The sequence below is a fragment of the Rhizobium sp. 862_C5_N1_2 genome, from assembly GCF_051811205.1.
Taxonomy (GTDB): Bacteria; Pseudomonadota; Alphaproteobacteria; order Rhizobiales; family Rhizobiaceae; genus Rhizobium; species Rhizobium leguminosarum.
Genome location: NZ_JBPWPT010000002.1, coordinates 512,536 through 534,064, shown reverse-complemented (window position 1 = coordinate 534,064; position 21,529 = coordinate 512,536). Strand labels below are relative to the sequence as shown.

The following is a 21,529-nucleotide window of genomic DNA, read 5'->3' as shown; positions in this document are numbered from 1 at the left end:
CAGCAAAGTCCTTCAGCATGGCCCCATCGCTCAGATACTCGATAAAGGCTTGATCGACAGTAGGCCCTCCGCCGAGACCACCGGGACGATGTTGGTGTAATCATCTATTGTTTGCAAGTTCGGCAAATAGAGACCGTGACCGGCGGCCGTAACGACCATCACATCGGCGCCTGCCGCGCGTCCGGCTTTGACACCAGCCTCAACATCCTCAAAAACAAGACAATCTGCAGCCGAAACCCCCAGCCGCTTTGCTCCCAAAAGAAAACACTGGGGGTCCGGTTTGCCTACTGCGACATCGTCTCCGGTGACGATAACGCGTGGTTTGACTAGCCCAGCGGCTTCAAGTCGGCTTTGAGCGAGCTTCTTTGAAGCAGATGTGACAATCGCCCAACGATCAACGGGAAGTGCAGCTAAGAACTCTGCGGCTCCCGCAATCGCAACGACCCCCTGAACGTCCTCGATCTCTGCTTTGGTAATCCTTGCAGCCTCGATCTCCGGGTCCAGTCCGGGAAGCTTCAGCCGACGAATAGTGTCGATCGCTCTTTGTCCATGCATTGTCGGCAGGAACGTGATTGGATCCAGGCCTTGGCGTTGCGCCCAAGCGCCCCAAACTCGCTCGGCTGCTGCTATGGACGTCAGAAGCGTCCCATCCATATCGAAAAGGAAGGCCGAGAATTTCTTATTTTCATTGATTTTCAACGGGAAATTTATCCTCATTTGGGTGGCGCTAGGTTGTGGGTGTGGCGATAAGGCTGGCAATTCCGGGTCTAGGCGGCCCTCTCAGTACGAACAAATGGCGCTTCATTCAGTGCAAATGAGTCTACCAGCTGGACGAGGTCGTCGACTTGCTCGGCAAGGCGGCGAGTGGCTGCGCCTGCCTCCTCGGCCATAGCGGTGTTGAGTTGCGTCACTGTTTCCATGGTGCTAACGGCGTCGTTGATCTCGTTGAGGCTTTTGGCCTGGCTTTGACTTGACAGAGCCAACTGGCCAACATCCCGGGAAACATCACCAATCTTCAGCGCGATATCATCCAGGGCGTGGCCAGTTTGTTCTACAAAGTTTACCCCCGCGTCCACCTCGCTCGTAGAATGATGAATGAGAGCTCCGATTTCTTTCGCGGCCAGCGCGGCGCGTTGGGCAAGTTCTCTGACTTCATGCGCGACGACAGCGAATCCCTTTCCTGCTTCTCCAGCGCGGGCGGCCTCAACTCCCGCGTTCAACGCAAGCAGATTTGTCTGGAATGCAATACCGTCGATTACGGTGACGATACTCGTTATGCGATCGGACGCTTCCTTGATCCGGGACATTGCGCCGATAGCATTTCCCACGATTACAAGTGAGCCATCTGCTTCGAGCTTGACCCGCTGCACGATCTCGGCAGCACTTGCTGCGCGCTCCGAGACTTCCGTAACGCTTGTGGTGATCTTTTCGATTGCTGCCGCGGTTTGTTCGATAGAGCCTGCTTGCTGCTCATTTCTGCGAGAAAGTTCTTCGGAGGCGTCCGCGAGAAGCCGGCCATTGGTGTGAATTTCGTCTGACGTCGTCCGGACGTCCTGCATAGTTGAGCTCAGATCGCTGATGGTGCTGTTGAAGTCTCGTCTGAGCGTATCCAGATCTCCGGTAAATGAGACCTCGATAGTTTTCCGCAGATCTCTGTTCGCCATGTTTTTAAGACCGTCCGCAAGGGACGTTACCGCAAATTCGATGTTCTTCTGGGTTGAAGCTCTTTCGCGCTCGTTTGAGTCCCGCTCCGACTCTGCCAATCGATGAAGCTCTTCGGTACGCGCCTGTATTGCAATCTTCTGAGCAGCGTTTTCCTTGAACACCGCAAGTGCACGCGCCATCTCACCGATCTCATCTTTTCGCCGCTCTCCCCCAATTGCTACGTCCAACGAACCAGCAGCCAAACGACGCATGACGTCAGTAATTGACCCGATCGGTCGCTTAAGCGTGATCACCAGTGCAACGCCCGATGCCGTTGCGATCAGCAATCCGACGGCCATCGATGTGAGTGAAACAGAGTTCGCCAGCGACCGCTCAGTCGATGCCATATGCCGTTGAGAGTCAGCGAATGCATCCATTTGTCCCCAGATCTCATTGATTTTGTCCGTCGCGTAGCGGTACTGCTCTTCGGAAGCGGCGCGATTGGCTTCCAGTCCGGCGGCACTTTCGCGCAAGTCGTCGGCGATCGCCTGAACCTTTCCGGGGATCTCGCCGAAGTAGGGATCAATCGCGGCCAACTCAGTCACCAAGCTTGCCTCGCCAGTATAGACGAACAGAGCCCGCTCGACGCTCTTCACCTTATCCTCGGTCGGTTCGCCCAGAATGCTGGCAAGAGCGATTTTCACATCGCTGCTGTTGCTTACAATCGATCGGAGCTTTTTCGTCACCTTGTCGGCGTCGAGCGACCCGTCGCGGGAGCCGTTCAGATCGGTGGCTGCGTGGTCGACGGCTGCCACACTCTGCGTCCGCAATCCTTTCGATAGACCGGCCAACTCGTTTGCAATGGCTAATTCCTCAGCCTGGTCCCCGGTTTCCTGATTTGCACTTTGTTTCGGGAGCGCCAAAACTCGGTCAGCTAAGCGCGTCCCGTCCCGCACACCGAATGAATTGAGAAGACGGTCAGATTTTGACAGTTTGCGTGCAAAGTTTTCCAAAGAAGCTCGTACAGATGCTCCTTCAGGACGAAGGGACCAGCCACTCGACCGCAGTTGGGTCTCAAGTTCTTCGCAGTCGTTCAGAATTGATTGAAGGGCCAGCGTCTCGGAAAGTCTCGACTTTCTTTTACTATCAAGCTGAGTTGCTTGAGCCACGATCTTGAATGCGTGCTTGCCAAGCTCCAGCTGGAGGGAGTTCAGCGCGTCGAGTTGTCTGGTGATGTTATCTGTCAGCCGCGACCGGTCCTGCCGAATTCTCCATATCTCGTTGACGTTTGACAGGATCGTTCTCGTAGCTTCCTGCGCCTTCTGTAATTCCGCAACATCTTGGGCGTTCGGGATTTCTTCGACCGTACGGTCGATTTCCCCGATCTGTGCTGTAGTTACCTCGGAGGCATGCGCGAATGTGGCATCGTTGGGCTCGCGAAGAAATGTCGTAATGCCAGCGTAAACACCCTTAAATCCCGAGAGGAGCCGGACCACGTCGTTGGACACGTTTAATCGGGCTTCCAAAACCCCCGTTGCATACAGTCCTGTGGCGCCCACAGCGATGATCGTCATCAGCAGCGGCAGAACCAGTATCACCACCTTCGTTTGTATTTTGAATCGCGCAAGTATCCTGTCCATGTCGCCCCCCAAAGCAGTTGATCTCGGTGCCGACACTCTGACAGGAACAGCTTAAATTTACCTTTCATTCTTACAAATGATCAGAAATACATCAAGATGTTCACGGTGGGAGGTCATCAAACGGCAATTTGGGATTGAAGTTAAACTAGTCGAACAAAATGGAGGTAAATGTTCTAACGTGTCCGTTATGCGACATTCCACTCTAAGTGAAAACCGGATCGAGCGCCCCAGACGCATAGCGCTTTGCCATCGCCGAGACAGGGAGGGGCGTAATCCGCTCCGCCATGCCGGCGGTGCCGAACTGCTCGAAGCGCTCCCTGCAAAGCCTGGTGAGCGCGGCCATCGCCGGCTTCAGATATTTGCGCGGATCGAATTCGCTCGGATCTTCCTGCAGGACCCGGCGGATCTGCCCGGTCATGGCCATCCGGCCGTCGGTGTCGATATTGACCTTGCGAACGCCATTCTTGATGCCGCGCTGAATTTCCTCGATGGGCACGCCCCATGTGGGTTCCATCCGGCCGCCATATTTGTTGATGATCTCCTGCAGCTCGATTGGAACTGACGACGAGCCGTGCATGACGAGATGCGTGTTTGGCAGCTTACGGTGGATCTCTTCGATGACATTCATCGCCAGCACCGAACCATCTGGCTTGCGCGTGAATTTATATGCGCCGTGCGAGGTGCCCATGGCGATCGCCAGTGCATCGACCCGTGTTTCGCGCACGAATTTCGCCGCGTCATCCGGGTTCGTCAGCAGCTGATCGTGAGACAGTTTGCCTTCGGCGCCGTGCCCGTCTTCGGCCTCTCCCATGCCCGTCTCCAGAGAGCCAAGCACACCGAGCTCGCCTTCAACGGAAATGCCGCCGAGATGCGCCATCTCGGTCACTCTTTTGGTCACGCCGACATTGTAGTCCCAGTCGGCGGGTGTCTTCGCATCCGCTTTCAGCGAGCCATCCATCATCACGGAGGTAAAGCCCGCCTGGATAGCCGTCATGCAGCTGGCCGGATCGTTGCCGTGGTCGAGATGCACGCAAACCGGGATATGCGGGTAGATTTCGACGACCGCGTCCATCATGTGCTTGAGCATGATGTCATGAGCATAGGCGCGCGCGCCGCGCGATGCTTGCATGATGACGGGGGCGCGGGCCGCATCCGCAGCTTCCATGATGGCGAGCGCCTGTTCCATGTTATTGATATTGAAGGCGGGAACGCCGTAGCCCTCCTCCGCCGCGTGATCCAGCAACTGTCTGAGGGTTATCCTTGCCATCTGAATTCTCTTTCCCGGGGTATTCGAAAACGCCGCCTGTACATTTCGTCACGATGTGAAGCTAACTCTCGTCCGGTAACTCAAGCGTTCAGCACACGGCCGTAAGCATCGAGCACCGCTTCCTTCATCGTTTCGGACACGGTCGGATGCGGGAAGATCGTGTGCATCAGCTCTTCCTCGGTCGTTTCGAGGTTCATCGCGACGACGAAGCCCTGAATGAGCTCTGTGACTTCGGCGCCGACCATGTGGGCGCCGAGCAGCTCACCGGTCTTCTTGTCGAAGATCACCTTCACCATGCCCTGGTCTTCGCCGAGCGCGATCGCCTTGCCGTTCGCTGCGAAGGAGAAGCGGCCGACGCGGATGTCGCGGCCCTGTTCCTTGGCTTTGGCTTCGGTGATGCCGACGGAGGCGACCTGCGGATTGCAATAGGTGCAGCCCGGGACCTTGCCCTTGTCTGTGGGATGGACGTTCGGCAGGCCGGCGATCTTTTCGACGCAGACGACGCCCTCATGCTCTGCCTTGTGCGCCAGCATCGGTGGGCCGGCGACATCGCCGATCGCATAGATGCCGGCGACATTGGTCTTGCCGTAGCCGTCGATGACGACGCAGCCGCGGTCCGTCTTGACGCCGAGCGCCTCGAGGCCGAGATTCTCGATATTGCCCTGAACGCCGACGGCCGAAATCAGCCGGTCGGCAGTGATCTGCTGCACCTTGCCATCAGCCGTCTCGACATGGGCGGTGACGCTGCCGGCGCCCTTCTCGACCTTCGTGACCTTGGCGCTGGTGAAGATCTTGAGGCCGCGCTTTTCAAGCTGCTTGCGGGCGATCGCCGTTACCTCGGCATCCTCGACCGGCATGATGGTCGGCATGACTTCGACGACGGTCACATCGACGCCCATCGAGCGATAGAAGCTTGCAAATTCGATGCCGATCGCGCCTGAGCCCATGACGATCAGCGACTTCGGCAAAACATCCGGCTTCAGCGCCTCGAAATAGGTCCAGATCAGCTTGCCATCCGGCTCGATGCCAGGCAGCGCGCGCGGACGGGCGCCGGTCGCGATGATGATGTGCTTGGCGGTATAGGTGCCCTCGCCGCTCTTGACGTTCTTCGGCAGCGGATGCTGCGGCTCGACAACGGGCTTCGACGCCTTGCCGACAACGATCTCGCCGGGCTTGGTGATCTTCGCTTCGCCCCAGATGATGTCGATCTTGTTCTTCTTCATCAGGAAGCCGACGCCGGCATTCAGGCGGGCGGAGACGGCGCGCGAGCGGCCGACGACGGCCTTGGCATCCGGCTTGACCGTGCCTTCGAGAACGAGGCCGAAATCCTTGAAGTGATTGGCGTGGTCGAGCACCTCGGCCGAGCGCAGCAGCGCCTTGGTCGGGATGCAGCCCCAGTTCAGGCAGATGCCGCCCATATGCTCGCGCTCGACGATCGCGGTCTTGAGGCCGAGCTGGCTGGCACGGATAGCAGCGACATAGCCGCCGGGACCCGATCCGATGATGATGACGTCGTAGGACATCTGTTTTCCTTGAAAAGATTGGGGGATCCGTCGCGACGTGTTCGTGTCGTAGCAAGATCCCCCGAGGCTGGGAGGAAACTAGATCAGCATGCTCATCGGGTTTTCGATGAGCGTTCGGAATTTTCCAATCAGCTCTGCGCCAAGAGCGCCATCCACCGCACGATGATCGGTTGACAAGGTCACGGTCATTACGGTCGCGCTCGATAAATCGCCGTGAGCGTTGACGACGGGCCTTTTCTCCCCAGAGCCGACAGCCAGGATGGTTGAATGGGGAGGGTTGATGATTGCGGCGAATTCCTTCACCCCGAACATACCGAGGTTCGATATCGCTCCTGTGCCGCCCTGGTACTCGACCGGCTTCAATTTACCTGATCTGGCGCGTGCAGCCAGATCCTTCATCTCATTGGAGATCGTCGAAAGCGTCTTGGATTCCGCATGTCGGATGATCGGCGTAATCAGCCCGCCCGCCACGGAAACGGCAACTCCTACGTCAACGGAATGATGGCGCAAGACGTTCTCTTCCGTCCAAGACACGTTCGCGTCGGGCGTCGATCCGAGGGCCAGCGCATAGGCCTTGATGACCATATCATTGACCGACAACTTATACTTTGGCGTGCCATCCGCCACTGGCGCCGACGCGTTCAGCTCGGCTCGCAACTTGAGCAAGGCATCGATATGGCAATCAACCGAGAGATAGAAATGCGGAATAGTTGTCTTTGCTTCCAGCAATCGCCGGGCGATCGTCCTTCGCATGGGTGTATGAGGCTGCAGATCGAACGTGCCTTCGGGAAACAGCTTCAGAGAGGCGTCAGACGAACCTTGTTGGCCGATATTTTCAGCGCCGGCGGGCGCTGGCAGAGCAACCGTCGTCTCGGCAACGCGAGCCTTCGAAACATCAGCGCTGACGATCCTTCCGTGTGGGCCGGTCCCGGCCACGGAACCCAAATCGATGCCGCCCTCTCGAGCCAGACGCCTTGCCAAAGGCGTAGCCCTGATTGCGGTTCCGGCATCAGCTGACACATTATGGTTTTGTGCGACCGGATTGGCGGTGGTCGCGTCGGAAGCCTCCACCGTCCCAGAAGCGGCCGGAGAAGACAGCTCAGGGGCGGCCTGATATTCCTCGCCCTCCTCGTAAACCCAAGCGACTGCTGACCCCACCGCGATATTAATGCCTTCTTCGCCAGTGACGTTTCGAAGAATGCCTGTTGCGGGGGAGTCTATTTCCATTGCCGCCTTGTCGGTTTCGATCTCGAACAGGACGTCGCCCTTCCCGACGCGGTCACCTTCCTTGAAATACCACTTCGAGATCTTGCCGGTCGCCATATCCATGTCGACCTTCGGAAGGATGATTTCTGTTGCCATACTATCGCGCTCCCCTCACAAGATCCCGCGCTGCATCGATAATGTCTGGGACTTGCGGAACGGCAGCCTTCTCAAGCTCCGGATTATACGGAATAGGCGTTTCGGAGCCCCCAAGCCGGACAATCGGTGCATCCAGATAGTCGAACGCGTCGCTTTCGGCGATCATCGCACTTATTTCTGCACCGACACCAAGCGTCTTGACGCCCTCATAGACGCAGAGGAGCCTCGTCGTCTTCTTCACGCTTGCAATCACGGTCGCCCTGTCGATCGGCCGCACCGAACGAAGATCGATCACTTCGACATCAATGCCTTCGGCGGCGAGCCGTTCGGCTGCATCGAGTGACTTATGGACCATGATCGACGTCGCGACGATGCTCAGATCCTTGCCGTGTCGACGAATTTCCGCCTTGTCGAGAGGGACCGTATAATGACCTTCAGGAACTGGACCCTTCATTTTGTACAGAAGTTTGTGTTCAAAGATCATGACCGGGTCTGGATCGGCGACAGCGGCAAGCAGCATCCCTTTGACATCGTATGGTGTCGCAGGCTGGATAACCTTTAAGCCCGGCACATGTCCCAACCACGCCTCCAGGCTCTGGCTATGCTGGGCGGCCGCCCCGGTGCCAGAGCCGGCTGGAAACCGCATAACAACCGGCACTGACACTTCTCCGCCGAGCATGTAGCGTATTTTGGCTGCCTGATTGACAATTTGCTCCATCGCCAGCGCCGCGAAATCAGAGAACTGAAATTCGAAAATCGGTCTCAGTCCGGTCATCGCGGCACCAACCGCGACGCCTGCGCCGCCAAGCTCGGAAATCGGGGTGTCCATCACGCGATCCGGGCCGAACCTGTCGATGAGATCGCCGGTTACCTGAAACGCGCCACCATAAACGCCGATGTCTTCGCCCATCAGAATGACACGCTCGTCCGCTTCCATCGCAATTGCCATAGCTTCCTGGATAGCCTGGGAGTAGCTGAGTTCTCGAACACTCATGTCCATTTATGCCTGCTCCGTATAAACATTCTCAGCCAACTCAGACACATCAGGCGCGGGACTTGCTTTTGCGAATTCGATACCTGCTGCGATCTCATCGCGAACCGACTGCCGGATTCCATCGAGCTCTGCGTCATTGGCAAAACCGAATTCCCTCAGTTGCGCTTCGAACCGGACGATAGGATCCCGATTGGTCATCCAGTCGTCGATTTCGTCTTTGGTGCGGTAGCGGTTTCGGTCGCTTTTGGAGTGACCGCGGTAACGATAGGTCTTGCACTCGATGAGCGATGGTCCTTCTCCGCCCTTCGCACGTTCGACGGCGTTGTGCGTGGCTTCCGCCACCTCGGAGAGCACGTTGCCGTCAACGATTACCCCCGGCATGCTGTAGGCACTGGCGCGGTCGGCGATATTGGCAACTGCCGTCGAGCGCGCGGTCGAGGTCGACATGCCGTAGCCGTTGTTCTCGCAGACAAAGATTACGGGCAGCTTCCAAACGGAAGCCATGTTCAAGGCTTCGTGGAAGGCACCTTCGTTGTTTGCGCCGTCACCAAAGAAGCACACGACGACTTTTCCGGTCTTTAGCCGCTTGGATGTCAGCGCGGCACCAACGGCGATAGGCAAGCCGCCCCCGACGATTCCGTTTGCGCCGAGATTGCCGGTCGTGACGTCTGCAATATGCATGGAACCGCCGCGGCCGGCGCAATAGCCAGTCGTTTTACCAAAGAACTCTGCAAACATGCGTTTGACGTCAGCGCCCTTGGCAATGCAGTGCCCGTGGCCACGATGGGTCGAGGTGATCTGATCCTGTTGCGTCAGCGGGAGGCAAACGCCCATGGCGCTTGCTTCCTGGCCAATCGACAGATGCATAGTCCCGTGGATGAGGCCACGCGTGTAGCTTTCCTCAGCGCCTTCCTCGAACTGGCGGATGAGGTGCATCTTCCGAAGAGCGTCCAGCAACTGCTCGCGCGTATATTGTCTGTAAATGAAGGGAAGATTGCTGGTCTCGGCACTCTTCATCGCTCTTGCTGAATTCGCCATTTAAGCCTCCCTGCCGTAAACCAGAGCGTCTTGCTTGGCGCGCAAGGCTGCAAGACGAGAGCCTTCCGCCACCGATGCATTGCGGTAAGTAATCAGTTCGCCCTTCTTGATCGGCGCGGTGACCTTGCCTCCTTGCAGCATGCCGCACGGAATAGCAGACGCACTTCGAGCTTCAGGCGCAGTCATGATCCATGCGCGATAGCAGTACTCGCCGATTGCATCGAGCTTTTCGCCGGGCTGAAGATCCTTCTTGGCCACTGCACACACCTCGGCGACAGGCGTAGACAGAGGGACCATGTCAGGTTTTCCGTAAAGAACGACACGGGCGCAGGTGAGCGGCACTTCCAATGAGGTCAGATGATACGGCCGGTGGAAGGTGAAATACGGCCCCTTTCCCATCTTCAGATCTTCCATGCGCTCCGAGATTCGCGGATGGGACATGTCGGCAACAACGAACACGCCAGGGGCGACACCCTTTCCGATCGAATAGTCGACGACTCCGACCTTCGTCAGTACGCCGCCGTCCTTTTCAGGCACGAGTACCGTTGACAACTGGTCAAGCGTGGCCGCCGGCCCGTGCATGCCAGGTTTATCCGGCACAAGACCTGTGGCGTTTGCGATGGCGGCCATTTCCACCATCGTTTTCGAGCCGTCAACGAATTCGACAAGCATACGGACGTTCATGTTTCGGCGAGCCGCTTCCTCGGCGTACTGGTCGGGGACGGCGTCGATGTTCAAAGGGTTATTTTTGCCTTTGCCTGCAGCAACGATTGGATGACCCATCGCTGAAACGAACTCGATCAATTCGATACAAGATGATGGCTCGTCTCCGGCACCCAGCGAGTAGGTAACTCCGAGCCGCTCGGCCTCGCTTTTGAGATATGCACCAATCGTGACGTCGGCTTCGACGTTCATCATCACGAGGTGCTTGCCATGCTCCATGGCCGCCAAACCGATTTCCGCGCCCACGGCGGGAACGCCAGTGGCGTCGATGACAACATCGATCAGTCCACTATTCAGGATATTGGCGGAATCGGCCGTGATGGCAATCTTCCCGTCCTCAATCACAGAGTTGAGCTGATCCGCGGTTGCGGCTTCACGATGATGGCCATCAGCCTGGTAAGCGATATCGACGGCTTCGCGGGCGCGGGCGACGTTCAGATCGCAGATTGCCCCGATCGTGATTCCAGTCATGTGTGCGACGCGGGTGACGATGTCGGTCCCCATCTCCCCGCTGCCAATCAGGCCAATACGAATAGGTTTTCCGTCGGTCTCTCGACGCAGCAGATCGCGTGCGAGCCCGGTTGGCGCAACGTTGATGGGCATTCCATTCCTCCCAAATTCACTCGGGATGATTGGTAGTGTACATTTGTTATTTCGTCAACACGTATGTTCTTAATCGATGCTGCATTAGGCGAAATTTCATGGGTTTTTGTGCGTGGAGAGAACTTTTATCTCCACGATGAACACTCGGATAAACTTTGATTGCACGCGGAACTACAGCTACCGAACCGGCTCGCGCCTCGCGCCGTTAATTATTGGCGTCTACGCTCGCTCAGGGCGTTCAGCTGTTGAATTGAGCAGCGCGGTCGCGGTCTGTTCGTCGGTCACAAAAGTGGTCGGCTTGATCGTAACAAGAGACGCCCGAAGCGCCTCCAGCTTTTCCGGCCCTCCCGAGATCAGGATGCGTTCGGGCGTGCGCCTCAGACGGTCGAGATTGACCGAGATAACCCGAGCGTTGACTTCGTGGTCAATGACATTCCCGTCCTTGTCAATGAAGTTGTAAAGAATATCTCCAACCGCGCCTGCGTCTATCAATGAGCGCCGATCCGCTTCACTCAGATATCCGGTGCGATAGCTTGTGGTTAGCGCAGAGATGCCCCCGACTGAGAGAAGTGCGACGTCCAGCTTATCTGCCATCTCAAAGATAGCGGCAAGGCCGCATCTCTCCAGCAACGCATGTTTTGTCTCCGGGCTGTCGACGACAGCGGGCGCCGTGACAAGGAAGCCCTCTCCCTTAAACAGCTCAGCGAACTGCCAAGCGAACTCTGCGGGATTAAAGCGACGGGCGGCAGAAATGCCGCCGAGCAGCGACACGACGCGGAAGTCATCAAGTGCGGCCCCGGCAATAAATGGCAATGTGTTGTAGAGGGTGCGCCCCCAACCCACACCGACGATCATGCCGGAATGCATTATTCCTGTGATTAGCGCTCCCGCTGCTGCTGCAATCACCTTGGTCGGATCACCTTCAGCATCTGCGAAGGGTGCGACAATTGCTTGTTTTATCCCGAAGGTTACCTCTAGCTCCCTTTCAAGGGCGATCATTTCGGAAAGCGCCGAAGATATAGTAACGCGGACCTCGTTACGGCGGCGTGCTTCCGCAAGAAGCCTTACGACCATGACGCGATTTATGCCCAGGTGAGCAGCAATGTCGTTCTGCGTGTAATTCTCTATGTGATAAAGCCACGCCACTCGCGCCCGCAGCCTTTCAGACTCAGTCTGAACCATGACAACTGGAGACGTGGTCTGCATTTAGCTTCCTTCCGGATGTTTTGAAATTGGGGCGGATAACGCCATGAGGGTTCACCCATCTTCCGCAAACGACCGCGGCGTCGCCGAGTTTTGAATTTCCTGTCCTGTACAAGATTTATCACCCAGTGGATAGATCGGTTCGATTGCTCCCTAAACAATCGCTGCAGCGCACAAAGGTGCTTTTAAAAAGGACTATGTTCGCATTTCGCGCGAACAAACAGCCAAAAAAATGGTTGACAGGCGCGCGTCATGAACACATTGTATTTTGTAATAGCAATTGTTCGCCTCTGAAAACGAGCGAGAGCTACCGGAGCGGAGTGGAGGCCGCGCCAGACCTACTTGCCTCCATTGGCATTCAGCTGATTTATTCAGATTGGGAGGAGTACAACATGACAGTTTTAAGTTCGGGCGTATCCCGCCGCGGATTCCTGAGGCATTCCGCAGCTTTCGGGCTTGCTGCAGGCGCCGCCACGGCCCTCAGGCTGCCCGCGTTTGCGCAATCGGGTCTTCCAGATGTTCAATCCGTTTTGGACAAGATTTCCGTTAAAGACTATGTCCGCGAGGACTACCGCAAGCTCTACAAAATGTCTGATGATCCACTGTGGGATCCGGCGAAGGACTGGATTCGTACGGTAGACTGGGAAAAGGTTCGCTCGGAGCAGAGCGGAAAGACAGTCAGGTTTGCTGTAGGCGCTGCCGACCAGGAGTCTGCGGCCGAGGGGCTTAAGCCCTTTGAACAGCTGTCGGGCATCACGGTCGAACTGGTTCCCATCCCGGACGATAGCTTCTACGATAAGGCGGTTTCGGAGTTCATTTCCGGCAATGCCTCCTTCGATGCTCTGCAGTTCTTCTCGCCCTGGCTCGGAGACTTTGCGGGGCCAGGATTTCTCGCCGATCTCAGCGAATACGCAGAGAAATGGAAACTACCACTCGACGACTTCTATGACACCTACCGTCTGAACTACGGCTATGTCGGCGGCAAGCTTGTCGGCATTCCGTTCGACTGCGACGTTCAGATGGTGCACCTGCGAAAGTCGATTATCGAGAAGATACTCGGCGGACCCATTGATCGAGCTCAATCGGTACCGAGCTACGACGAACTCATTCGCATCACTGCCGAAGCAAACAAGCTCGGTGGTGGCGTGGCGGGCGTGGGCTTAATGGCGGCTCGTGGTTTCTGGGCAACTTACACGTGGGAGCATATCGCGGCACAAGCCGGTCTTACCTTGTTCGACAGCAAATGGAATCCCCAGCTGACAAGCGATGCCGGGATGAAGGCCATGGATATCATCATGGCTCTTCAGAAAAACGCCATCGAAGGCGTATCGGGCGCCGGCTGGGGTGAAAACCGTGCCGCCTGGCTTGGTGGCCAGGTTGCAACAAACATCAGCTGGCAGGACAGCGGCACGCAAGCCATGCGGCCTGATCAGTCGAAGATCGTCGATGACTTCGTTACGATCTACGAGCCGCGGATTTCGGGCGGTGTATTCGCCCCGCCGAACATTGCCGGTTCGACCTCCTGTGTCGCGGCCACGTCGCAAAATCCCGAGGGCGCATTCCTTATGCTCGCGTTCCTCACGACTTCGTCTATCATGGCGATGAACGAAGCCAATGCGAATGGCGTTGCTCCAGGCTACCGTTCAGTCCTCGGAAACGAACGTCTTCGGGCGGTTAGCCAACCTATGAAGGTCTGGGCGGACAGCCTGGAGCACGCATGGTGCGCGCCCCGTATTCCTGGGATGTTCGAAATGGAGCAGGCACTCGGGAATGAAATCAACCGGGCAGTCACTGGTCAGATTTCAGCCAAGGAAGCCCTCGAAAACGGGGAAAAGGCCTGGAAGAGTATCTTGGAGAAGAATGGCTTCTCCGGTGGAAACGGCCCGATCGCTTACGCGGATGCGGAGCCGGGGCTCTATGTAGGCAAAGGCAAGGCATTGCCGTTCTAAGATGAAGACACATTCCGCTCAACGACTTGAAACGGAGGCGGCGTTTGCCGCCTCCCCAATCAAGATAACCGCTAGACCTCGTCCCCGTTCGGCAATGGCGAGGAAGGCCTTCCCATATCTCTTAGTTGGACCTGCTGTAGCCTATCTGCTCGTGATCACCCTGTATCCGGGGCTATTCGCGATGTACCAAAGCTTGTTTGTGGTCAAGTTCGTCAATTGGTCTTGGGTCGGGCTCGGCAATTACACGCGGATCATTCAAGATCGCGAGTTCTGGGCCGCTTTGGGGAACACCGCTATCATCGGCGGCATATCCCTCGCTCTGCAGTCCGTGATCGCGATGGCTGTGGCCTTCTTCTGTTACCGCGACCCGTTTGTCCGCGGCTGGCGGATCATTTTCCTGATGCCGATGCTTTTCATGCCATCGGCAGTAGCGTTCATCTGGAAGCTGGCGTTCAATGACGGCCGCGTAATATCCGATATCCTCATGTCGATCGGAGTGGTCTCTAACAACGTCGACTGGCTTGCGTCCATCTGGCTCGCCAGACTGACACTGATCGTCGCGGACGTATGGCAGTGGACGCCCTTTCTTTTCATCATCTTTGTCGGCGGCCTTCAGGGGCAGGACGAGGAGATAGAGGAAGCGGCTCGATTGGACGGGGCAAGCTGGAGCAGCATTTTCTGGAATATCTCACTGCCGATGATGAAGCCTATCATCGTGGTTGCCGTGACGCTGCGCGGCATCGACATCACAACAATGTTCACGAACGTGTACATCATGACACAAGGCACACCGGGCGGTGCGACGGAGACGATGAGCTTCTTCATCTATCGTCAGGGCTTCAGGATGTTCAATTTCGGATACGCGTCCGCGGCGTCGGTGCTGATGCTGATCTTCACGATCGTAATCGCACAAACCGTCGTGAAGCGCGCATTCAAATCCGGGAAATCATGACATGGCCAGTATTCGAAAAAGCGGCGGTGAGAGCCTCCTCCTTCGCTACATCATCCTTGTCGCATGGGCGCTCGTTTGTCTCGTTCCCATTGTCTGGTTCCTGACAATCGGCTTCAGGCCAAGAACGGAAATCATTGTGCCGAGGCCGATCTACTGGCCCACCTGGAGCTTGGACGCATGGCGCCTGCTCGTCAGCGACTGGCCGATAGCGTCCTATCTTAGAAACTCAGTCGTTGCGGTCGCAGGTTCCGTCGTGATCGATCTGATTTTGGCGATTCCCGCAGCCTTCGCCTTGGCTCGCTATGAGTTCCGCGGCCGAGAGGACATTGGCTTTTACATCCTGTCGACGCGGATGATGGCGCCGGCCATCGTTGCGGTGCCGATCTTCTTTCTTTTCAAGAATATGGGTTTGCTGGATTCCGTTTGGGCTCTGATGCTCATTTACGCGGCGATCAACCTCAGCCTCGTCACTTGGATCATTCGCAGCTACATGCTCGATATTCCAAAAGAACTGGAAGACGCTGCCCGCACCGACGGCGCGGGAGATTTGACCATTCTTTGGGAAATAATGATCCCGGCGTGCCTCCCCGGTATCATAACGGCTGCGGTGATCGCCTCAATCTTCGCAATCAACGAATTTCTCTTCACCCTCCTCATCGCGTCGACCTCCAAGGCCTACACGATGTCCGTTGCGCTCGCCAACTTCACAGGTGGCTCCGACGGGGTGATCTACAACGCAATCGCACTCGTCTCGTTCCTCGCATTCGCTCCGATCTTGATCCTCGTTATCTTGATCCAGAAGCATCTCTCGCGCGGCCTCACGATGGGCGCTGTGAAAGGATAATTCCATGGCCTCTATTGAACTTAAGAATGTCGTGAAGAGCTTTGGCTCCTTCTTTGGTGTCAAAGACGTGAGTCTCGATATCGCTGACGAGGAGTTTCTCGTCCTCTTGGGGCCATCCGGCTGCGGCAAAACGACAACCATGCGCATGATTGCCGGTCTGGAACAACCTACTGGAGGGGAGATTCGCATAGACGGCAACGTTATGAACGAAGTCGATGCCCGAGATCGAGACGTTGCCATGGTCTTCCAGGGCTATGCTCTGTACCCGAACATGTCGGTCTATGAGAACATTCGGTTTCCCTTGAGAATGAGGCGTATTCCAAAGGACAAGCATGACGGCCTCGTTCGTCGGGCCGCGGATATGGTTGAGCTCGGGCCGTTTCTCGAACGCAAGCCTGGCGCGCTTTCGGGTGGTCAGAGACAGCGCGCTGCGCTCGCACGTGCTATCGTTCGCCAGCCGCAAGTCTTCCTCATGGACGAGCCGCTTTCCAACCTCGATGCTAAGCTTCGTGCCAGCATGCGCGTCCAGATCAAGCACATGCAGCGCGACCTGAAGGTAACCACGGTGTACGTGACCCACGACCAGATCGAGGCAATGACGCTTGCGGATCGGATCGTCATCATGAACAAGGGCGTAATTCAGCAGATCGGCACCCCCGATGAAATCTATTCGAATCCGGCAAATACGTTCGTAGCGGGGTTCATCGGATCGCCCCCGATGAACTTGGTGTCGGGATTGGCGCAAGGTGGAGCTTTTTCGGCTCCCGGCGTGAAGATCGCTTGCCCGGCTAAGCTGTCGGGTGAGGTTACCCTCGGTTTCCGGCCGGAGGATTGCGTGGTTGGTGGCGAAAATCTCCAAGGCGTCGTTTACGGTGTCGAGCCGACCGGGGACATCACTTACCTATCCGTCCGCACCTCAGAGAGGACATTTGAAATCAAAGCCGGCCGGGATTTCCGGGCAAAAATAGATTCCACCATATCGATTGGGTTTGATTCTCGCCGGCTCTACTACTTCGACAGTGACGGCAACAGGATCGGGGTTCAATGATGTCGGCCGCCTTTGATTTCAGTTGCGTCGGCTTTTACACTTTCGATGCCCTTTGCCGACCCGTCACGGAAATCCCTCCAGAGGGGCAAACGCTTTTCGTGGAAGACTTTACACTCGCGGTATCCGGAGCGGCCGGATCCGCGGCGATCGTAGCTGCCAAGTACGGGCTTCGGGTACAAGCGGTCGGCGGAGTGGGCTATGACGATATGGGCGACTGGGTCCGTATGAAGCTTCAGTCTTTCGGTGTAGACACGACGATGATGCGCCGCTACGAGGGCTACTCAACATCCTGCTCCATCGTGACGACTAGGCCGAACGGTCAGCGACCGGCACTCCACAAGCGCGGAGCGACCGATGCGTTCTTCGTATCAGATTCCGAAATAGACCGCGTTCTTGACACTAAAATTCTGCATGTCGGCGGCGTCGGCCTGATGAACCGGATGGATGACTGTGGTCGTACGGCTGAAATCATGGCTGAAGCCCGCCGTCGCGGTGTCACGACAACGCTCGACGTCTTCGCTTCAACATCCGACGATCTCCCTAAAGTCGAAGCTCTGTTGCCCTACACGGATTACTTTCTTCCTTCTGAAGAGGAAGCCCGGGCGCTCTCTGGGTTGACCCATAACAAGGACCTCGCGGATTTTCTTCTTGGCAGGGGCGCGAAGTGCATCATTCTGACCCTGGGAGCCGAGGGCGCCTATTACCATGACCAGTCCGGCCTGGAGTTCCACTCGCCGGCGTTCGAGGTCGAGGTGAAGTGCACATGCGGATGTGGTGACTGCTTTAACGGCGGATTCGCTAGCGGTCTGGTAAAGGGACTGTCGCCGCGAGATGCAGTCGAACTTGGCCAAGCGTCGTCCGCATTGAATGCGACGGGTCTGGGGAGCCAGGCTGGCGTGCGAGATTATGACGCCACTCGAACATTTATAAAGAGGACATCGAGGCGCGGGTTGGGTTATGATATTTCAGACCTAGAACGCGCATAATGAGCAAAGGAGGTCGGGATGTCGCAGGAATTCGCTCCACAAACAACGCAGCTTAAAGACGCATTGAGGGTATTGCGCTATAATCTCCGAAAGGGGCGAGACTCGGTACGAGAGACTGCGCCACGTCGGCTCCCGGCGCCTGCATCTGGTTTAGCTCTTTCCGCTCTCAACGAGATTGAGGTTGTGGCCCGCAACTTTGATCATTTTGTGTGCAATGTTGCGCATTCCGTCTTAGGCGAAAGGTCGAAAATTCCCACAAGCCTGCGCGCGGTCATTGCTTCTTCGAATCCGGAGCAAGCGTTTTCGGCCGCTTTTTATGAGACGATGAAGCTCGTATTGAGTCACATCGGTGCCAAAAGAGCACTGGCCAATCAAAGCGCCGGTCGTCGGGCCTTTGCGCAACTAGCACGTTCTCAAGATGTCTTCGAGCTTGCGGCCCGTTTGACGCTGCAGCTGGCCGATGATGGGTCGATCGCGATTGACCAGTTGGACGACCAATCGCCTGTCACCCGTTCCGGAACAAACGTCGTTGCCGTTTTCGCAGGATTACTTTCGATGCTGGCCGACCCGGACGAACCCGACCGTGAGGCAGTGATTTTCGCCGCGACGGAGCTTACGGTGGCGCTTCAAGAAAAAGTATTAAGTCTATATCGTAGGAAGGATACCGCTGCGCTAGCTGCGCTTCTTGAACGGTGCGCCAACTATGTTTGATCTATCCCGCTCAATCCGCAACCTTCCTGGGACCAACAAGCCGCTCAGACTGGCCGTAAGGCAGCTACGCTGGTTCAAGGCAGCCTTTCGGTCACACGCCGAGTTCTGCGGCAAAGCGATGGAATGCGATTTTCGCGTTGACGACATCAAGCTGGCTGGAGCATTCGTTCGTTGGCTGGAAAGCATCGATCGTCAGAAGCCGAAGGAGAGGGTAGAGCGACAGGACTTTTTTCGATTTGCACCTTCTCTTGTCTTGCGCGAACTCGTAGCGGACATGCCGATTAGCGCAGAATGTGCTCCCGCAGGCATCGACCCAAGATCGGCAGCTGGGTTTTGGCCTGAAGGATATGTCGCTACGACGTTCTGTTTGACGGTCTACGCAGCGACGATGGACCAGGAGTTTCACATCGACGTCCATGTCAGCGAGATGGTTGATGATCTTCGAAGCTGGTGGTCCTTCCGGGAGAATGCGAGTGAAGACACGGAATACGCGGCCGGCTTTTTCCAGATGTTGCTTGGCAACGAGCCGAACTGGTGGATGCCGACCAATTTCAGCGCTCGCACTCGCAGTGTTCCATCCCAAGACAGCACAGAGATTAATTGCTCCCCCGAATAGGTTTGTGCCTCGCTGCGTGCGCCCGGCGGACAGCTAGTGGAGCCAGACGCCGGGCGCTAGATCCTGATGGGGCCAGCTACAACTTTCGCTCGGGCGCTGACACAAGGCGGTTAATTTCAAATATTGATCAAGCAGACGGAGCATCCCGCCAAATCTCCGTACAAGCCGTCGTACGGGTGATGAGGATCGCTCCCGCGGCGCCGATGGCTGACCATGCGCGAAGGCTCCGCCCTCGACGTTGACGATCTCTCCGGCAGGCCGAGTTCACGCATCACCGCGATCGGTGCCGCGGCAAGGACTTCGTTGATCTCTGGGCGCTAGATGTCCGCAAAGGTTCATCTCGCTTTTTCGAGCACCTTGCGAACTGCCGGAATAGGCACGAGACCGAACAATCCCGGCTCCACGGCGACAACGCCATAACCTGCGAAGTGGTAGGGGATCATCGAGCCGCGCAACATGCCCGCCTTGAACGATGTGGGAGTCCTACACCTGATAACTTCATCCAAGTCGGTCCGTTTCCGGAGTGCCAACGAGTTTGGCCGCATCCATATTCGCCTTTTTAAGCGCGTCGTTCATCGTTTTACCAGACGCAATTTCGGCAGCTAGGACGCCGATAAACTCGTCTCCCGCCCCATGCGTCTCTTCGCCGCCTGTGTCGGGCCAGGCGATCCCAGCGTTGGCCACGAGAATGTCGACACCCCCATGGCGACCGTTCGACTCGCGGGCCGCCTCGGCGACCGCCTTGGAGTCGGTGACGTCGAGAACAATAGCTTCCGCGTCGTAGCCTTTGGACCTCATGATCTCACCGCCCTCCTTGAGGACCTCGGCGCTCATGTCCGAGATTATAACCTTCGCGCCCCGCCTCGGCGAGAGCCTCCGCGGTCGACAGGCCTATGCCGCGGCCTCCTCCGGTTATAAAAGCAGTCTTGCCGTCGAGCCTAAACTTTTCGAGGTACATGTCGGGTACCCTTGTCAGTGCTGGAGTTCCAGTTTGGAGTCTAAGTATGCTGCCTCGATCGCTTCGACTTGGGACGCTCCTCCGAAGATTGGGGGGACGCGGTCGTGTAGCGTTTCAGCCGGCAGAGCGAGGATCGGCATCGAACCCGTCGAACATCTTCCGCCAGAAGCCTCGACGGTCGTCGCGATCGGACAAACCTCGTAAAGGAGCCGTAGACGTCCCCGTCCGCCCGGTGACGGTGCACCCGCAGTTTTGTCCGTACAAGATGAACAGTAGGTATTTCTATTGGCCGCGTCAATCAAGGCTTTGACACTCAGAAAATTTGCGTTTTCTGGCTCTCCGACAGCCTGTGAAATAGGGGTTTAGCGGGTTACGCGCGTTTTCTGCTGGTGGGAGTCACGTCAAATTTGCCTATACCGCTGACGCCCGATTTGCGAGCGCTTTCGACCCGACAGCAACGTCAAGTGCAATTGGCGCTTGACAGTTTCCGTAGACAAGGCATAGATACGCAACGTCCGTCTTGTCCGTACAGAAGGGACAAGATCAGAGTGGAGGAGGTTGGCAGCATCGTGCCAACGCAAGACAGGATTTATCTCAATGTCGATGGAATATCGTTTACGTCGTACTCTCCCAAGTGATCGGGTGGCGATCATTATGCCAGTCGACCATGGCTTGATTTTCGACCGCATCGAAGGCTTGGAGACGCCTTCGGCCCCCTTTGCTGCCTGGGCGAACAACGACGTCACCGGCTTTATGATGACTCCGGGCCAGGTGAAGCAGACTGAGAAGTTCTTCGCCGCAAATCCGCATCTGACCCGCGTGCTAACCATCGATACATACTACGACTACCGCGTACTTGAAGGCGGCTCCCACGGCCTCATCACCACGGTGGAAGAGGCCGTTCGCATGGGCGTCGATGCCGTCAAGGTGCTGTTCCCTTGGAACATGAGCAATCCCGAACGTGTTGAAATGTGTACCCGCGTCGGCAAGGTCGTTGCGGCTTGCGATCATTGGGACATCCCGCTGGTTCTGGAGCCCGTCATCATCGGCGCGCCGAGGAGCGAGGAAGTCATTGTCGCTGAGGAGAAGGTCGCTCGTATTGCCTACGACCTCGGGGCGCACATCATCAAGATCGCGTTCCCAGGCGAAGAGCGCACGAAGCGTCTCGTCGAGGAGCTCAAGGTGCCGTTGGTCATCGCGGGCGGACCGTTGGCTGGGGATCCGGCCGACACTGTCGACGCCGTCGCCCAGACCATTCGTTCGGGCGCTCGCGGCGTCATCGTCGGCCGCAACATCTGGCAACGTGAACGCACGAAGGGCGAGGAAACCATCGCCCAAATCGCCAAGCTCACACGGGCGGTCAAGTTCAACGATTAAGTCCGCTCGTGTAGCGGAAACCGGCCTCCCTCCCAGAGCCGGGGAAAACTGCGGGCGACCTTCGCCCGCAGTTTTTTTGGCGCTCATATGG

At 56.9% G+C, this 21,529-nt stretch carries 19 protein-coding genes and 1 pseudogene; 8 read left to right on the top strand and 12 right to left on the bottom strand.

Annotation, left to right across the window (positions count from 1 at the left end; all coding sequences use genetic code 11):
- Positions 1–30 precede the first annotated feature (30 nt).
- The 9 genes from ACD590_RS26715 to ACD590_RS26675 all read right to left on the bottom strand — a co-directional run bounded on the left by ACD590_RS26715 (position 31) and on the right by ACD590_RS26675 (position 12,000).
- Positions 31–654, bottom strand: a complete 624-nt coding sequence (locus ACD590_RS26715) for an HAD-IA family hydrolase (protein WP_439004054.1) — start codon at positions 652–654, stop codon at positions 31–33.
- A gap of 113 nt (positions 655–767) precedes the next feature.
- Complete coding sequence (locus ACD590_RS26710) at positions 768–3,284, bottom strand: methyl-accepting chemotaxis protein (RefSeq protein WP_439003773.1); 2,517 nt, start codon at positions 3,282–3,284, stop codon at positions 768–770.
- Between the two features lie 202 nt (positions 3,285–3,486).
- On the bottom strand, positions 3,487–4,551 hold the full coding sequence (gene fba, locus ACD590_RS26705) for a class II fructose-bisphosphate aldolase (RefSeq protein WP_439003772.1): 1,065 nt from the start codon (positions 4,549–4,551) through the stop codon (positions 3,487–3,489).
- A gap of 80 nt (positions 4,552–4,631) precedes the next feature.
- The gene (lpdA, locus tag ACD590_RS26700; protein ID WP_439003771.1) at positions 4,632–6,074 is read right to left on the bottom strand and encodes a dihydrolipoyl dehydrogenase; all 1,443 of its coding nucleotides are present in this window, start codon (positions 6,072–6,074) and stop codon (positions 4,632–4,634) included.
- 78 nt (positions 6,075–6,152) lie between these two features.
- Positions 6,153–7,436 (bottom strand): pyruvate dehydrogenase complex dihydrolipoamide acetyltransferase, encoded by a 1,284-nt coding sequence (locus ACD590_RS26695; protein WP_439003770.1) that lies wholly within the window; start codon positions 7,434–7,436, stop codon positions 6,153–6,155.
- Between the two features lies 1 nt (position 7,437).
- Positions 7,438–8,436, bottom strand: coding sequence for an alpha-ketoacid dehydrogenase subunit beta (locus ACD590_RS26690; RefSeq protein WP_077988412.1), 999 nt, complete (start codon positions 8,434–8,436; stop codon positions 7,438–7,440).
- Positions 8,437–9,468 carry a thiamine pyrophosphate-dependent dehydrogenase E1 component subunit alpha gene (locus tag ACD590_RS26685; protein ID WP_439003769.1) on the bottom strand — a complete coding sequence of 344 codons (1,032 nt, stop codon included), beginning with the start codon at positions 9,466–9,468 and terminating at the stop codon, positions 8,437–8,439.
- On the bottom strand, positions 9,469–10,794 hold the full coding sequence (locus ACD590_RS26680) for an NAD(P)H-dependent oxidoreductase (RefSeq protein WP_439003768.1): 1,326 nt from the start codon (positions 10,792–10,794) through the stop codon (positions 9,469–9,471).
- 219 nt (positions 10,795–11,013) lie between these two features.
- Positions 11,014–12,000, bottom strand: coding sequence for a sugar-binding transcriptional regulator (locus tag ACD590_RS26675; protein WP_439003767.1), 987 nt, complete (start codon positions 11,998–12,000; stop codon positions 11,014–11,016).
- A gap of 194 nt (positions 12,001–12,194) precedes the next feature.
- Between ACD590_RS26675 and ACD590_RS26670 the strand changes: the two genes are divergently transcribed.
- The 7 genes from ACD590_RS26670 to ACD590_RS26640 all read left to right on the top strand — a co-directional run bounded on the left by ACD590_RS26670 (position 12,195) and on the right by ACD590_RS26640 (position 19,103).
- The gene (locus ACD590_RS26670; protein ID WP_439003766.1) at positions 12,195–13,946 is read left to right on the top strand and encodes an ABC transporter substrate-binding protein; all 1,752 of its coding nucleotides are present in this window, start codon (positions 12,195–12,197) and stop codon (positions 13,944–13,946) included.
- A 1-nt stretch (position 13,947) separates the two neighbouring features.
- Positions 13,948–14,898 (top strand): carbohydrate ABC transporter permease, encoded by a 951-nt coding sequence (locus ACD590_RS26665; RefSeq protein ID WP_439003765.1) that lies wholly within the window; start codon positions 13,948–13,950, stop codon positions 14,896–14,898.
- Between the two features lie 253 nt (positions 14,899–15,151).
- The gene (locus ACD590_RS26660) at positions 15,152–15,742 is read left to right on the top strand and encodes a carbohydrate ABC transporter permease (RefSeq protein WP_439003764.1); all 591 of its coding nucleotides are present in this window, start codon (positions 15,152–15,154) and stop codon (positions 15,740–15,742) included.
- A gap of 4 nt (positions 15,743–15,746) precedes the next feature.
- A complete protein-coding gene (locus tag ACD590_RS26655) occupies positions 15,747–16,790 on the top strand; it encodes an ABC transporter ATP-binding protein (protein ID WP_439003763.1) in 1,044 nt (347 codons plus the stop codon).
- A complete protein-coding gene (locus ACD590_RS26650) occupies positions 16,790–17,776 on the top strand; it encodes a carbohydrate kinase family protein (RefSeq protein WP_439004053.1) in 987 nt (328 codons plus the stop codon). The genes ACD590_RS26655 and ACD590_RS26650 overlap by 1 nt, the downstream gene beginning before the upstream one ends.
- An 18-nt stretch (positions 17,777–17,794) precedes the next feature.
- Positions 17,795–18,487, top strand: a complete 693-nt coding sequence (locus ACD590_RS26645; protein ID WP_439003762.1) for a hypothetical protein — start codon at positions 17,795–17,797, stop codon at positions 18,485–18,487.
- Positions 18,480–19,103 carry a hypothetical protein gene (locus ACD590_RS26640; RefSeq protein WP_439003761.1) on the top strand — a complete coding sequence of 208 codons (624 nt, stop codon included), beginning with the start codon at positions 18,480–18,482 and terminating at the stop codon, positions 19,101–19,103. Before ACD590_RS26645 ends, ACD590_RS26640 begins: the two co-directional genes overlap by 8 nt.
- A gap of 172 nt (positions 19,104–19,275) precedes the next feature.
- On the opposite strand, the pseudogene ACD590_RS26635 reads toward ACD590_RS26640, so the two are convergent.
- From ACD590_RS26635 to ACD590_RS26625, 3 genes and pseudogenes are all read right to left on the bottom strand, one after another.
- Positions 19,276–19,528: pseudogene (locus ACD590_RS26635) on the bottom strand (acetyl-CoA C-acyltransferase); the annotation flags it as partial.
- 73 nt (positions 19,529–19,601) lie between these two features.
- On the bottom strand, positions 19,602–19,937 hold the full coding sequence (locus tag ACD590_RS26630; RefSeq protein ID WP_439003760.1) for an SDR family oxidoreductase: 336 nt from the start codon (positions 19,935–19,937) through the stop codon (positions 19,602–19,604).
- A gap of 138 nt (positions 19,938–20,075) precedes the next feature.
- Positions 20,076–20,363 carry a hypothetical protein gene (locus ACD590_RS26625; protein ID WP_439003759.1) on the bottom strand — a complete coding sequence of 96 codons (288 nt, stop codon included), beginning with the start codon at positions 20,361–20,363 and terminating at the stop codon, positions 20,076–20,078.
- Positions 20,364–20,658: 295 nt separating this feature from the next.
- Between ACD590_RS26625 and ACD590_RS26620 the strand changes: the two genes are divergently transcribed.
- Positions 20,659–21,438, top strand: coding sequence for a class I fructose-bisphosphate aldolase (locus ACD590_RS26620; protein ID WP_439003758.1), 780 nt, complete (start codon positions 20,659–20,661; stop codon positions 21,436–21,438).
- Positions 21,439–21,529: the final 91 nt, after the last annotated feature.

Excerpts from the sequence above, each read along its gene's own strand:
- ACD590_RS26715 (WP_439004054.1), bottom strand. The coding sequence starts at position 654 with ATGGATGGGACGCTTCTGACGTCCATAGCAGCAGCCGAGCGAGTTTGG.
- ACD590_RS26710 (WP_439003773.1), bottom strand. The coding sequence starts at position 3,284 with ATGGACAGGATACTTGCGCGATTCAAAATACAAACGAAGGTGGTGATA.
- fba (WP_439003772.1), bottom strand. The coding sequence starts at position 4,551 with ATGGCAAGGATAACCCTCAGACAGTTGCTGGATCACGCGGCGGAGGAG.
- lpdA (WP_439003771.1), bottom strand. The coding sequence starts at position 6,074 with ATGTCCTACGACGTCATCATCATCGGATCGGGTCCCGGCGGCTATGTC.
- ACD590_RS26695 (WP_439003770.1), bottom strand. The coding sequence starts at position 7,436 with ATGGCAACAGAAATCATCCTTCCGAAGGTCGACATGGATATGGCGACC.
- ACD590_RS26690 (WP_077988412.1), bottom strand. The coding sequence starts at position 8,436 with ATGGACATGAGTGTTCGAGAACTCAGCTACTCCCAGGCTATCCAGGAA.
- ACD590_RS26685 (WP_439003769.1), bottom strand. The coding sequence starts at position 9,468 with ATGGCGAATTCAGCAAGAGCGATGAAGAGTGCCGAGACCAGCAATCTT.
- ACD590_RS26680 (WP_439003768.1), bottom strand. The coding sequence starts at position 10,794 with ATGCCCATCAACGTTGCGCCAACCGGGCTCGCACGCGATCTGCTGCGT.
- ACD590_RS26675 (WP_439003767.1), bottom strand. The coding sequence starts at position 12,000 with ATGCAGACCACGTCTCCAGTTGTCATGGTTCAGACTGAGTCTGAAAGG.
- ACD590_RS26670 (WP_439003766.1), top strand. The coding sequence starts at position 12,195 with ATGTTCGCATTTCGCGCGAACAAACAGCCAAAAAAATGGTTGACAGGC.
- ACD590_RS26665 (WP_439003765.1), top strand. The coding sequence starts at position 13,948 with ATGAAGACACATTCCGCTCAACGACTTGAAACGGAGGCGGCGTTTGCC.
- ACD590_RS26655 (WP_439003763.1), top strand. The coding sequence starts at position 15,747 with ATGGCCTCTATTGAACTTAAGAATGTCGTGAAGAGCTTTGGCTCCTTC.
- ACD590_RS26650 (WP_439004053.1), top strand. The coding sequence starts at position 16,790 with ATGTCGGCCGCCTTTGATTTCAGTTGCGTCGGCTTTTACACTTTCGAT.
- ACD590_RS26645 (WP_439003762.1), top strand. The coding sequence starts at position 17,795 with ATGTCGCAGGAATTCGCTCCACAAACAACGCAGCTTAAAGACGCATTG.
- ACD590_RS26640 (WP_439003761.1), top strand. The coding sequence starts at position 18,480 with ATGTTTGATCTATCCCGCTCAATCCGCAACCTTCCTGGGACCAACAAG.
- ACD590_RS26630 (WP_439003760.1), bottom strand. The coding sequence starts at position 19,937 with ATGAGCGCCGAGGTCCTCAAGGAGGGCGGTGAGATCATGAGGTCCAAA.
- ACD590_RS26620 (WP_439003758.1), top strand. The coding sequence starts at position 20,659 with ATGTCGATGGAATATCGTTTACGTCGTACTCTCCCAAGTGATCGGGTG.